Below are 12,705 nucleotides of genomic sequence, written 5' to 3' on the forward strand. Positions count from 1 at the left end.
CGTCCGATGAGCACTCTCTTCTTCGCGCTGGCCTTCCTCGTCGTCGCCCTGCTGGTCTATATGGGCCGCTACAGCGGCCGCGTGCGGGCCGAGGAAAGCCGGCTCATCAAGGTGGCACCCGAGGCGGCCTACCAGCAGGTGGCCGACCTCGCGCAATGGCAGGCCTGGAACCCCTGGCTGGAACATGCGCCCGGCGCGCAGGCCGAGGTCGACGGCATCGCCCTGGCCTGGGACGTGCCCAACGTCGGCCGTGGCGAGGTGCGCCAGACCGGGCAGACACCGTCTCGCGCATTGCGCCAGCGCTTCAAGTTCGACCTGCCCTTCGCCTTTGGTGGCCGTTCTGACTGGCGCTTCGAGCCCGCGCCGGGCGGCACCCGGGTCACCTGGCGCTTCAAGGGCCGGGTCGCCTTCACACTGCGCGCCTTCGCGGCCACCGTGCAGGGCGCGACGGCCCTGGACCTGCGCTTCGGCCTGGACCGCCTCGCCGCACGGTTGGAAGGCCGGCCGCCCGCCTACACGCTGGATTACGTCGGCGCCCAGGACCAGCCGGCCCGCCGCTTCGCCCAGCTGCACCATCGCGGCCCGCTGGACAAGCTGGCTGCCGAGCTGCCTCCGCGCATTGCCGAACTGCGCTCCCTGCTGGCCGCCACCGGCCTGCCCGCCGACGGCCCGGCCGCCGTCCACTATCTGAAGACCCAGCTCAAGCTGCGCACCGTCGAATGCCGCATCGGCCTCGAACTGCCCGAAGGCGCCGTTGCGCCGGACGGGCTCACCCTGCACGAACAACCCGCCCACAGCGCCTACGTGCTGCGCTTCAACGGGCCGCCCGAGGCGCTGGAGCTGGCCTGGTACCAGGCCATGCAGCGCCTGCGCGTCGAGCAGCGCCAGCCGCATCCGCAATTGCCGCCCAGCGCGGTCTACCTGGGTGATTCGGCGCCGGGACAGCGCGGCATCGTGGAGCTGCGCCTGCCGCTGAAAACCTGACGGCACGCTATTTGCACTGCCCTGGGGCATGAACACGCCCCTGTTTGCCCTCCCCGGCCTGCGCGTGCTGCTGGCGGACGCCGGCCAGCGTCGCAGCCCCGTCATCCGCCTGGAGCTGATCCGGCTGCGCTGCCAGCTCGTCGACGTCATCGACCTCGTCGCCCAGCCCGAGGCGCTGCCGGCGGCCCTGGAGCGCCTGGCGCCCGAACTGCTGCTGGTCGACTGCGAGCAACCCACCCCCGACCTGCTGGCCCAGTTGGGCGAATCCCTGCAGCGCCAGCCCCGCCCGGTGCTGCTCTTTGCCCAGCAGATGGCGCCCGAGCAGATGCGGGCCGCACTGACCGCCGGCATCAGCACCCTGCAGCTGGCCGGCCTGCCTCCCCAGCGCCTGGGCGCCCTGCTGCAGCTGGCCCTGGCCCGCTTCGAGCACGACCAGACCCTGCAGCGTGACCTGCGCCAGACCCAGACCCAGCTGGCCGAACGCAAGCTCGTGGAACGCGCCCGCGGCATCCTGATGCGGGAGCAGGGCCTGGACGAGGAGGCGGCCTTTCAGCGCCTGCGCCAGCTCGCCATGGACGGCGGCCAGACGCTCGCTTCCGTCGCCATGCGCCTGATTGATGCAGACCAGCTGCTGCGCACACGCTGAGGGCGCGACGCACCAACACGCACGCTGAACCCATGCACCGGCGCAGCGCAAACTGCCCGCCGCGGCGTCAGCCATGCGCCAAGCCCGTGCAAACCGCCCTCGCCAGGCCGCCGGAAAAGCTGGCACGCAACCTGCGTTAACCCCATCGAGGCCTGCAATGGCGCAGGCCTCTCGGGCCGGCCGGCTGATGAATCGGCCGGCACTTCGGGACAACGGCGTCCGACCTCTCCTATTGCGTCTTCGCTGCTGTGCGGCGCAGGCGGAGCGTGGCTGCGATGCCGTTGCGCCCTGCATGACTCAGGAGCCCGTGATGACCGCCAGCGACAACTCGAACACCACGCCCCAGCTGCAGCGCCGCAGCCTGCTTGCCGCAGCCGCCGCCCTGCCCGCCCTCGGCCTTGCCGGCGGGGCCTGGGCCCAAGGCTCGGACAAGCCCGAGAAGGAGGAGGTGCGCATCGGCTTCATCCCGCTGACCGACTGCGCCTCCGTCGTCATGGCCTCGGTGCTGGGCTTCGACAAGAAGTACGGCATCAAGATCATCCCCACCAAGGAAGCCTCCTGGGCCGGCGTGCGCGACAAGCTCGTCAACGGCGAGCTCGACATGGCCCATGTGCTCTACGGCCTGATCTACGGCGTGCATCTCGGCGTGGCCGGCCCCAAGAAGGACATGGCCGTGCTGATGACGCTGAACCGCAACGGCCAGGCCATCACCCTGTCCAAGAAGCTGGCCGACGCCGGCGCGGTGGACGGCGCGTCCCTCGCCAAGGTCATGGCCAAGGACAAGCGCGACTACACCTTCGCCCAGACCTTCCCGACCGGCACCCACGCGATGTGGCTGAACTACTGGCTGGCCGCCCACGGCATCAATCCGCAGAAGGACAGCAAGGTCATCACCGTGCCGCCGCCACAGATGGTGGCCAATATGCGCGTCGGCAACATGGACGGCTATTGCGTCGGCGAGCCCTGGGGCCACCGCGCCATCATCGACGGCATCGGCATCACGGCCACGACGACCCAGGACATCTGGCCCGACCACCCCGAAAAGGTGCTGGGCACGACCGGCGACTTCGTCAAGAAATACCCCAACACCGCGCGCGCCGTCATCATGGCCGTGCTGGAGGCCAGCCGCTGGATCGATGCCGGCCTATCCAACAAGAACAAGATGGCCGAGACGATCGCCGACAAGGCCTACGTCAACACCGGCGTCGATGCCATCAACCAGCGCATCCTCGGCCGCTACCAGAACGGCCTGGGCAAGACCTGGGACGACCCGCGCCACATGAAGTTCTTCGACGACGGCGCCGTGAACTATCCCTATCTGTCCGACGGCATGTGGTTCCTGACCCAGCACAAGCGCTGGGGCCTGATCAAGGACCACCCCGACTACCTCGGCACGGCCAAGGCCATCAACCAGACGGCCCTGTACAGCCAGGCCGCCAGCGCGCTGAAGGTCAGCGTGCCCAAGGACCCGATGCGCAGCTCCAAGCTGCTCGATGGGGTGGTGTGGGACGGCAAGGACCCCGCCAAGTACGCCGACAGCTTCAAGGTAAAGGCATAGCACCATGGTCTCCGCCGTCTTCCATTCGCCGAGCGACAACGTCGCTCCCGCCACCGCCCCCGTTGTCGTGAGCCGCCCGGCCACACCCGCACCCGAAGCCAAGGCCAAGCCGCCCCGCGACGCCTACGACTGGCGCGGCCTGGCCCTGCGCGTGCTGCCGCCCGTCATCAGCATCGCCCTGCTCATCGGCCTGTGGGCCCTCGCGACGATGAAGGGCGGCAGCTTCCCGACGCCAGCGGCCACCTTCGACGCCGCCGTCAAGCTGTTCGCCGATCCCTTCTACCGCAACGGCCCCAACGACCAGGGCATAGGCTGGAACATCCTGAACTCGCTGGGCCGCGTCGGCATGGGCTTTGGCCTCGCGGCCCTGGTCGGCATCCCGCTGGGCTTCATCATCGGCCGCTTCGAGTTCGCCAACCGCATGGTGTCGCCGCTGATCGCCCTGCTGAAGCCGGTGTCGCCGCTGGCCTGGCTGCCCATCGGCCTGCTGGCCTTCAAGAGCGCCAACCCGGCCGCGATCTGGACCATCTTCATCTGCTCGATCTGGCCCATGGTGGTGAACACGGCGGTGGGCGTGCAGCGCGTGCCGACCGACTACCTCAACGTCGCCCGCGTGCTCAAGCTCAGCGAGTGGAAGGTCATCACGCGCATCCTGCTGCCCGCGGTGCTGCCCTATGTGCTGACCGGCGTGCGCCTGTCGGTGGGCACGGCCTGGCTGGTCATCGTCGCGGCCGAGATGCTGACCGGCGGCGTCGGCATCGGCTTCTGGGTCTGGGACGAGTGGAACAACCTCAACGTCGCCCACATCATCATCGCCATCGTCGTCATCGGCACCGTCGGGCTGCTGCTCGAATGGGCGCTGATCTCCCTCGCCAAACGCTTCACCTTCGAAGGGGATTGATGCCATGAAGCCATTCATCCAAGTGCAGAACGCCGAGATGGTGTTCACCACGCGCAAAGGCCGCTTCCATGCCCTGCAGAACGTCAACCTCGACGTGCAGCGCGGCGAATTCATCACGCTGATCGGCCATTCGGGCTGCGGCAAGTCCACGCTGCTCAACCTCATCGCCGGCCTGCTGCAGCCCACCTCGGGCGCGCTGATCTGCGATGGCCGCGAGATCGCGGCTCCTGGCCCCGAGCGGGCGGTCGTGTTCCAGAACCATTCGCTGCTGCCGTGGTTGTCCTGCCTGGACAACGTGCTACTCGCGGTCGAGTCGGTTTTTGCCAGCAAGGAAAGCACCGCCCAGCTCAAGGTGCGAGCCCGCGCCGCGCTGGAGTTGGTCGGCATGAGCCATGCGCTGCACAAGCGCCCGCACGAGATCTCGGGCGGCATGAAGCAGCGCGTCGGCATCGCGCGGGCCCTGGCCATGGAGCCCAAGGTGCTGCTGATGGACGAGCCTTTCGGCGCCCTGGACGCGCTGACCCGCGCCAAGCTGCAGGACGAGCTGCTGAAGATCGTCGCACGCACGCAGAGCACGGTGGTGATGGTCACGCATGACGTGGACGAAGCCGTGCTGCTGAGCGACCGCATCGTCATGATGACCAATGGACCCGCCGCAACCATCGGTGAGGTGCTGGAGGTTGGTATTCCGAGGCCTCGTGTGCGCGTCGAGCTGGCGGAGGACGCCCGCTACATCGCGGCGCGCAAGGAGGTCATCGACTTCCTGTACACGAGGCATGCGCATGTGGAGCAGGCGGCTTGAGATGGGTGAGGTTGCTTTTGCCAAGATCCTCATGACTCGTGTGCAATGCCGCGGGAATCCGCCCCGCGAGGGCGGGTAACTTTTCTCTGACGCGCCAGAGAAAAGTCACCAAAAGAGGAGCGCCAACTCAATCCGCACTCGAGTGGTGTCACGCGCTCGCGATGCTCGGAACTGGGCCGTGCTTACATGCGACCCGCTTCGCTCTCGCTGCTGTCCCTGTGAAGAGCGCCATCCATCGCCACTTCACGCCCGTTAACGCCGGCTGCACGCCGGGCTCACCAGCAAATACCGCGTCGCTGGGGCGACGCATCGAACGGGCATGCTCGTCGCGTCGCCCCAGCGACGATGTCTTTTGGTCTCCTGGTGAGCCCGGCGTGCAGCCGCGCGTCAAGCGGCCTGGTGGTGCGATGAGTAGTTCGCGTCATAGGGACAGCAGCGAGAGCGAAGCGGGTCGCGTCTTCCCGCAATGCCAGCGGACCTTTTCGCGCGCCGACCATCGCGTCATGGTGCTCGTGTGCGGTTCAGCGCCTCTTCTTTGGTGACTTTCTTCTGGCGCCGCAGAAGAAAGTTACCCGGCTGCCGGGACGGACTCCCGGCAATGCATCGAGCGGCCACTCTCCACGCAAAAGCGTCCAATCAGCACTCACGCCGCAACCATCTCAAAGTACCTTTCAAACGACGCATCCACCGCGTCACGCCCACCCCCGATGATGTTCAGCCCCCAGGTGAAGCCGTACACATCGTCAAACTGAACACCCCGCAGCCGCGCCTGCGTCTCGCGAATGAACGACGGCCGCGCCGGCACATGGTTGGGCACGCTGTACATGAAGCTCACATGCCGACGGTCTTGCGCCACGTGAAGCGAATCACCCGCCAACAGCAGCGAACGCCCCTTGCCGGCCCAGTGCAGCACCGTGCTGCCAGGGAAGTGGCCGGGGCAGCGCATCAAGGTCGCGCCGCACCCCAGGTCCAGCGTGTCGCCGCGCCAGAACTCCACCCAGCGCGAGCAGCGCGCCACCCACTCCCCGTCGTTCTCGTGCACGAAGATGGGCACGCCGCCCAGGGCTTCGCTCCAGCGCACCATGGCCGAATAGAAATGCGGGTGGGAGATGGCAATGCGCTGGACGCCGCCGCGCCGCTTCAGCTCGGCCACGGCCTCGTCGGTCACGAGAGCCGTGCTCTCCCAAAGCACCCCTGCCTCGGGCAGGTGCAGGGCCCGCTGCGGGATCGCAAAACCCGGCGCAATGCCGATGCCGAACAGTTCATGGTCCATCTCCAGCCGGTTGCGGTGGCTGGTAGCCAGCTCGTCGTGCGTCGTCCAGGCCTGGCCCTGCCAGCCCACGTATTGGCGCTCGTCGCTGCAGATGCGGCACAGCCCGGGCGGCTGTGCGCTGTCGTCGTGTTCGGTGCCGCAGGTGCGGCACATGAAATAGGCCATGGTGCTCTTTCGTGATTCGCCAGGCCCTCAGACTAAGCAGAGGGCCGGCGCGAGCACAGAGCCAAGTTCGGCGATTCAGAGGGTGCCAAGTGCCTTGGCCAGGCGCTTCACCGCCTCGGGGATGCGCGCCGCCGTGATGCTGCCGTAGCCCAGCACCAGGCCCTGCACGCCGCCCTTCCCTGCGCCGCCATCCAGCCAGTAGCGGCTCAAGGGTTCGACGCCCACGCCGGCCGCCCAGGCGCGGCGCGTCAGCTCGTCCGCATCGACGTCGCGCAGCGCCACGGCCAGATGCAGGCCGGCGATGGCCGGATAGACGGCTGCCCGCTCGCCCAGGTGGCGCTGGATCATCTGCTCCAGCACGCGCCGCCGCTCGGCGTACTCGCTGCGCATGCGGCGCACATGGCGCAGCAGATGGCCCTCGGTGATGAAGTCCGCCACGGCCGCCTGCATCAGCGCCGGCGTACCGAAGCCCGCCGCATGCTTGGCCGCCAGCAAGGCTTCGCGCGCCCAGGCGGGCGTGACGACATAACCCAGGCGCAGCGCCGGCAGCATGCTCTTGGACAGGGTGCCGACATAGAAGACGCGGCCATCGCGGTCCAGGGTCTTCAGTGCGTCCAGCGGCCGCGACGTGAAGCGGAACTCGCCGTCGTAGTCGTCCTCGATGACGACGGCCTGGCGCGCGGCGGCCCAGTTCAGCAGGTCGCGCCGGCGCGCCATCGACATGGCCATGCCCAGCGGCGACTGGTGGGAGGGCGTCACGCAGACGATGCGGGCGGCATCCGGCAGGGCATCGACGACCAGGCCTTCGGCGTCCAGCGGCACCGGCGCCAGCCGCGCACCCGCCCCCAGCAGGGCCAGGCGCAGCGGCGGGTAACCGGGGTTCTCGACGGCGGCAACCGTCTGGCCCGGCGTGACCAGCACCCGCGCGATCAGGTCGAAGGCCTGCTGGGCCCCGGCCGTGATGACAACGTCTTCCGCCGTGCAGGCCACGGCGCGCGATGACGAGACATGGCCGGCGATCGCTTCCCGCAGCGCCTGCAGGCCCTGGGCCTCGGGATAACGCGCCGGCTCCCGGGCGAGGTGCTGCAGCGCCCGCGTCTGCAGGCGGCGCAGCACCTCGAAGGGAAAGCTCGCGACCTCGGGCATGCCGGTCTTGAAGTGATAGGCCGGTGCCGGACCGCCGACGAGCAGCGCCGGCCAGCCGCCGCCATCGCCACGCAGCCAGCGACTGTCGGCCCAGGGGGCGACGCTGGCGCGGTCCGACACGGCCACGGCCGCGCGCGGCAGCTCGGCGACGAAGCTGCCCGCCGCGCCGCGCGACTCCAGCCAGCCCTCGGAGGCCAGCAGCTCATAGGCCGCCACCGCCGTGTTGCGCGACACGCCCGCCTGAGCCGCGAGCTCGCGCGAAGCCGGCAGACGCAGGCCCGGCGCCAGGCGACCGCTGGCGATGGCCTCGCGCAGCGCCGCATGCAGGCTGGCCAGGCGCGAACCGCGGGCGGCGAGCTGCAGATCGAGTTCCAGGCTTGGATCCATATTTTCTCCGGGACTTGGCTCTTTTGTGGAGCCATGCAAGCCGGCACTCTAGCGGCTCGAACACAGGAGATCCCCATGACCATGACGACACCCCTTGACGGCCTGCAACCCCATGTCCGCCCCCATGTCGCCTCGGCGCTGCAGCGCGCCGGCCTGGACAGCTGGATTCCCGAAGGTCCCGGCAAGTGGTCGCTGCCGCTGCAGTTCCTGCCCGATGAAAACGGCCAGGGCGGCTGGGTGGAGCTGATGCGGCTGGAACCGGGCACCAAGCTGACCCTGCACCGCCACCATGGCGAGGTGCACGGCCTCAACCTGCAGGGCCAGCGCCGCCTGGACGACGGCCGCATCATCGGCGCCGGCGACTATGTCTTCGAGCCCAGCGGCAATGTCGACAGCTGGGAGGCCGTCGGCGAGGAGGTGCTGATCCTGCATGTCGTCGTGCGCGGCGACGTGGACTATGTGGCCGCCGACGGTTCGGTGCAGCGCCACATCACGACGGCTGACGTGAAGGCCGGCTACCGCGACTTCTGCGCCTCCCGCGGCCTGCGCCCGCGCCTGGCCGAGGCCGGCGCATGAGGGCCCGCTGGATCGCCGCCCTGCTGTTCGCCGCCGCCCTGCCGGCCGCCGCGGCCAATGCCCACCTGGCCACCCTGGCCGAGCGCTATTACGACGGCTACTACGCCCTCTTCCCGGTCGAGGCGACCGAGAACACCGGCGACCCGCGCTTCGAGGCCCGGCTGGAGATCGACATCGCGCCGGCCCACCGCCAGCGCCAGCGCGCCTTCTACAACGCGACGCTGCGCGAGCTGGACGCCATCGACACCCGCGCGCTCACGCCCGACGAGGGCACCACGCGCGCCCTGCTCGCCTACGAGGCGCGCAGCCGATTGGCCCTGTTGCGCTTCCCTTCCCATCTGCTGCCGCTGCAGCAGATGGACAGCCTGCCATCGCAGCTGGCCGAGTACGCCAGCGGCAATGCCGCCCAGCCGCTGCAGACGCTGGCCCAGCACGAACATTTCCTGCAGCGGCTGCAGGGCCTGCCGGCCTGGGTCGACCAGGCCATCGTCAACATGCGCCAGGGCCTGGCCCGCGGCATCACGCAACCCCGCCCCATCATGGAAAGGGTGCTGCGCCAGCTCGAGGCCCTGGCTGCGGCCGAGGCCAATCCATTCCTGCAGGCCGCCGCCCGCCTGCCGGACGCAGGGCCCGAATCGGAGCGCCTGCGGGCCCGCTATGCCCGCACCGTGAAGGAACAGATCCGCCCCGCCCTGCTGAGGCTGCGCGCGTTCGTCGCCGAGAGCTATCTGCCGCGCTGCCGCGATACGGCCGGCCTGTCCGACCTGCCGGACGGCGCCGCCTGGTATCGCGCCCTGGTGCGGGCCCGCACGACGACTGACCTCAGCGTGGCCGACATCCACGCCCTCGGCCTGCGCGAGGTCGCGCGCATCCAGCGCGAGATCGCTGCCGTGCAGGCCGAGTTCGGCGACATCCGCAGCCAGTCCGATTTCCTCGCCCATGTCGGCGAGAGGCCGGAGCTGCGGCCCTTCAAGACCGAAGCCGAGGTGCTGGCCGCCTATGCCGCCCTGAACCGCGACATCGAGACCCGGCTGCCGCGCCTCTTCCATCATGCGCCCAAGGCTCGGCTGGAGATCCGCCCGGTGGACCCGCTGCGCGCCGCGACAGCCTCCGACGCCTACACGCCGCCGGCCCAGGACGGCTCGCGGCCCGGTGTCTTCAATGTCGTCGTGCTGAAGGCCGCGGACTACCCTACACCCGGCATGGCTTCGCTGCTGCTGCACGAGGGCCAGCCCGGCCACCACTACCAGATGGCCTCGCAGCAGGAGCTGGACCTGCCGCGCTTCCGGCGCTTCCTCTGGTATGGCGCCTACGGCGAGGGCTGGGGCCTGTATGCCGAGAGCCTGGGCGGCGAACTCGGCGTCTACGGAGACCGCGCTGCACGCCTGGGCCGGCTCACCAACGAGCTGCACCGCGCCGTGCGCCTGGTGCTGGACACCGGCCTGCATGCCATGGGCTGGACGCGCGAGCAGGGGCTGCGCTATGAGCGCGAGGTCGAGGGCTATGACGAGGCCGAGGCGCGCCGCTATGTGGAGCGCTATATGGCCTGGCCGGCCCAGGCCCTGGCCTACAAGATCGGCGAACTGCGCATCCTGGCCCTGCGCGAGAAAGCCCGCACCGCCCTCGGCCCGCGCTTTGACATGCGAGACTTTCACGCCCAGGTGCTGGACGCTGGGGCTCTGCCCTTGAGCCTGCTGGAGCGCCGCATCGACGACTGGCTGAAGGAATCCCGACCTTGAAACTCGACACCCTGCTGGCCGCCTGGGGGCGCGGCTGGAGCGCGACGCGCGGCACCCCGGCGCCCGAGGCCCTGGGTGACGGCGCCTGGCGCATCGCCGTGGGCCTGCCCGGCCACCGCGTGCGCGACCTGCTGCCCGACTGGCCGGCCGCGCGCCTGCAGGCCTGGGCCGCTGCCGCCGAGAGGCCCGGTGCGTGGGTCAAGGCCTTGATAGACCCGGCCGCGCTGGTGCTGGCGCCGGCGTGGCAACGCCATGCCCCCGAATACCTGATGTCAGCGGCCTTGCAGGACGCGGCGGCGCCGCCCCTGGCCGCCGGCTATCGCGCCGAGCTGCGGCAGCAGGGCGACAAGCTCGAATGCCGCGTGCTGGCCGCCGACGGCGAGCCGGCGGCCCGGGCCCTCGTCGGGTTGACCGGCCGGCATGCGATCTTCGACCAGGTCGTCACCGAAGCCGCGCATCGCCGCCTGGGCCTGGGGCGGCACGCCATGGCCAGGCTGACCGAGGCCGCACGGGCCTGCGGCGCCGACACCGGCCTGCTGGTCGCGACCGAGGAGGGCCGCGCCCTCTACACCGCGCTGGGCTGGCAAGTCGATTCGCCGATGGCGGCGGCCAGCGTGGCCGAAGCCGCCTAGAACACCACCTCGGCCCTGAGCCCGCCCTCGGGCCGGTTGGCCAGCACCAGCAGCGCGCCCTGGCGCCGCACCAGCTGCTGGGCGATATACAGGCCCAGCCCCGTGCCGCCGGTCGCGCGGTTGCGCGAGCCCTCGACGCGGCGGAAGGGCTGGCGCACGCGCTCCAGCTCGGCCTCGGGAATGCCGGGGCCGTCGTCCTCGACGACCAGGCGGGTGACGCCCGCCGACAAATCGACGCTGACCTGGGCATTGCCGGCATAGCGCAGCGCATTGCCGACGAGGTTGTCGACAACGCGGCGCAAGGCGACCGGGTCGGCGCTGACGACGGCCGGCGGACCGCTGAAGCTGACCGTGGCGCCGGTCTCGGCGAGGTCGTCCACGGCCGACTGGGCCAGGGCCGACAGGTCCACGCGCTGAAGCTCGGCGGTATCGGCCGGGCGGAAGACCTCGATGACGCTCTCCACCAGCCGGTTCATCTCGCGGATGTCCTCCACGCAGCGTTCGCGCACGCCGGCCTCGACTTCGCCCGTCTCCAGCCGCAGCCGCATGCGCGTCAGCGGCGTGCGCAGGTCGTGGGAGATGGCCGCGATCATCAGGCCGCGCTCCTCGAACTGGCCGCTCAGCTCGGCCGCCATGCGGTTGAAGACGGCCGCGGCGTCGCGCACCTCGCGCGTGCCCTCGCTCTCGTTCAGCTCGGGCGCCGGCCGCCCCTGCGCCAGGGCCGGCGTCAGCCCCTGGGCCGCGCTGACGAGGCGGCGCACCGGCCCGGCCAGCCAGCGCGAGCCCCACCAGGCGGCCAGGGCGATGATGAGCAGGCGTACGCCATAGTCGATGAGGCTGCTGCCCCAGGGCAGCGACGAGGGCGGCAGAGACGGGAAGGTCGGCATGCGCCCTGGCATCTGGGCACCCGGCTCGTGGCGCGGCGGCGGGCCTTCGCCGAAGCCCTCGCCCGGCGGCGGCAGCGGCGGCCGGCCTTCGGCATGCATGGGCGGCGGGCCGGGCCTGTCGCCCATGGCCCCAAAGCCGCCTACCGCCTGGGTCACCAGGCTCCAGGCCGCGAAATGACTGACGGTCAGCGTCACCCACATCAGCAGGAAGAGCCGCAGGCCGAGCCGATCCCAGTCCTTCCAGGGCTTCAGCATGGGCCCACCTCGGCGTCGAAGAGATAGCCCTCGCCGCGCACGGTGCGGATCAGGCTGGGCTCGCGCGCCGTGTCGCCGAGCTTGGCGCGCAGGCGCGACACGGCCAGATCGATGCTGCGGTCGTTGACCTCGACGCCGGGCGCCCGGGTCAGCTCGATGAGCTGGTCCCGGCTGAGCACCCGGCCCGGGCGCTGCGTGAAGGCGGCGAGCAGGCGGAACTCGGCGCTGGACAGGGCAATGCCGACGTCCTCGGCGTTGATGAGCTGGCGCGTCATGCGGTCGAAGCGCCAGCGGCCGAAGCGCAGCAGGCGCGTGTCCTCGTCCACATTGCCAGCCTGGCCCTTGCTGGCGCGCCGCACCAGGGCCTGCAGGCGCGCGACGAGTTCACGCGGCTCGAAAGGCTTGGCCAGGTAGTCGTCGGCGCCCAGCTCCAGGCCGATGACGCGGCTCATGGTGTCGCCGCGCGCCGTCAGCATCAGCACCGGTGGCGCATCGGCCTGGGTGCCCAGCCAGCGCAGCAACGACAGGCCGTCTTCGCCGGGCAGCATCAGGTCGAGCACGATGGCGTCGACCTTGGATGAGGTCAGCATCTGGCGCATGGCCTGGCCATCGGCCGCCGCACTGACCTGCCAGCCAAAGCCCTGCAGGTAGGCTGTCAGGCTGGTGCGGATCTCGGCGTCGTCGTCGACGACCAGGCAACGCATCTCAGCCCCTCGTCCGGTGGTTAAACCGGCCGGCCTTGCAGGCCGCGGTG

At 70.2% G+C, this 12,705-nt stretch carries 12 protein-coding genes; 8 read left to right on the forward strand and 4 right to left on the reverse strand.

Annotation, left to right across the window (positions count from 1 at the left end; all coding sequences use genetic code 11):
- Nucleotides 1-6: 6 nt before the first annotated feature.
- The 5 genes from J2X20_RS10005 to J2X20_RS10025 all read left to right on the forward strand — a co-directional run bounded on the left by J2X20_RS10005 (nt 7) and on the right by J2X20_RS10025 (nt 4,891).
- Complete coding sequence (locus J2X20_RS10005) at nt 7-984, forward strand: SRPBCC family protein (protein WP_310263949.1); 978 nt, start codon at nt 7-9, stop codon at nt 982-984.
- 28 nt (nt 985-1,012) lie between these two features.
- The gene (locus J2X20_RS10010; RefSeq protein WP_310263950.1) at nt 1,013-1,630 is read left to right on the forward strand and encodes an ANTAR domain-containing response regulator; all 618 of its coding nucleotides are present in this window, start codon (nt 1,013-1,015) and stop codon (nt 1,628-1,630) included.
- 310 nt (nt 1,631-1,940) lie between these two features.
- Entirely contained in the window at nt 1,941-3,188 is a 1,248-nt protein-coding gene (locus tag J2X20_RS10015) for a CmpA/NrtA family ABC transporter substrate-binding protein (RefSeq protein ID WP_310263953.1), read from the forward strand.
- Nucleotides 3,189-3,192: 4 nt separating this feature from the next.
- Nucleotides 3,193-4,089 carry a nitrate ABC transporter permease gene (gene ntrB, locus J2X20_RS10020; RefSeq protein WP_310263956.1) on the forward strand — a complete coding sequence of 299 codons (897 nt, stop codon included), beginning with the start codon at nt 3,193-3,195 and terminating at the stop codon, nt 4,087-4,089.
- Between the two features lie 4 nt (nt 4,090-4,093).
- Nucleotides 4,094-4,891 carry an ABC transporter ATP-binding protein gene (locus J2X20_RS10025; RefSeq protein ID WP_310263959.1) on the forward strand — a complete coding sequence of 266 codons (798 nt, stop codon included), beginning with the start codon at nt 4,094-4,096 and terminating at the stop codon, nt 4,889-4,891.
- Nucleotides 4,892-5,534: 643 nt separating this feature from the next.
- On the opposite strand, the gene J2X20_RS10030 is transcribed toward J2X20_RS10025, so the two are convergent.
- Both J2X20_RS10030 and pdxR read right to left on the reverse strand, forming a co-directional pair.
- A complete protein-coding gene (locus J2X20_RS10030; protein ID WP_310263961.1) occupies nt 5,535-6,329 on the reverse strand; it encodes an MBL fold metallo-hydrolase in 795 nt (264 codons plus the stop codon).
- Between the two features lie 75 nt (nt 6,330-6,404).
- Nucleotides 6,405-7,862 carry a MocR-like pyridoxine biosynthesis transcription factor PdxR gene (pdxR, locus tag J2X20_RS10035; protein ID WP_310263963.1) on the reverse strand — a complete coding sequence of 486 codons (1,458 nt, stop codon included), beginning with the start codon at nt 7,860-7,862 and terminating at the stop codon, nt 6,405-6,407.
- Nucleotides 7,863-7,937: 75 nt separating this feature from the next.
- Here pdxR and J2X20_RS10040 point away from each other — a divergent pair, with 75 nt between their 5' ends.
- From J2X20_RS10040 to J2X20_RS10050, 3 genes are read left to right on the forward strand one after another with little or no spacing between them, the layout of a single operon-like run.
- Nucleotides 7,938-8,438, forward strand: coding sequence for a cupin domain-containing protein (locus tag J2X20_RS10040; RefSeq protein WP_310263966.1), 501 nt, complete (start codon nt 7,938-7,940; stop codon nt 8,436-8,438).
- Nucleotides 8,435-10,177: a DUF885 domain-containing protein gene (locus J2X20_RS10045; protein WP_310263968.1), complete on the forward strand. Its 1,743-nt coding sequence runs from the start codon at nt 8,435-8,437 to the stop codon at nt 10,175-10,177. Before J2X20_RS10040 ends, J2X20_RS10045 begins: the two co-directional genes overlap by 4 nt.
- Nucleotides 10,174-10,809, forward strand: coding sequence for a GNAT family N-acetyltransferase (locus J2X20_RS10050; protein ID WP_310263969.1), 636 nt, complete (start codon nt 10,174-10,176; stop codon nt 10,807-10,809). The genes J2X20_RS10045 and J2X20_RS10050 overlap by 4 nt, the downstream gene beginning before the upstream one ends.
- Here the strand turns inward: J2X20_RS10050 and J2X20_RS10055 are convergent.
- Together J2X20_RS10055 and J2X20_RS10060 are read right to left on the reverse strand one after the other, a co-directional pair.
- Nucleotides 10,806-11,951 carry an ATP-binding protein gene (locus J2X20_RS10055; RefSeq protein ID WP_310263972.1) on the reverse strand — a complete coding sequence of 382 codons (1,146 nt, stop codon included), beginning with the start codon at nt 11,949-11,951 and terminating at the stop codon, nt 10,806-10,808. The genes J2X20_RS10050 and J2X20_RS10055 overlap by 4 nt on opposite strands.
- Nucleotides 11,945-12,655, reverse strand: a complete 711-nt coding sequence (locus J2X20_RS10060; protein ID WP_310263975.1) for a response regulator transcription factor — start codon at nt 12,653-12,655, stop codon at nt 11,945-11,947. The genes J2X20_RS10055 and J2X20_RS10060 overlap by 7 nt, the downstream gene beginning before the upstream one ends.
- Nucleotides 12,656-12,705 lie beyond the last annotated feature (50 nt).

The organism is Roseateles saccharophilus, from assembly GCF_031458095.1.
Taxonomy (GTDB): Bacteria; Pseudomonadota; Gammaproteobacteria; order Burkholderiales; family Burkholderiaceae_C; genus Pelomonas; species Pelomonas saccharophila_A.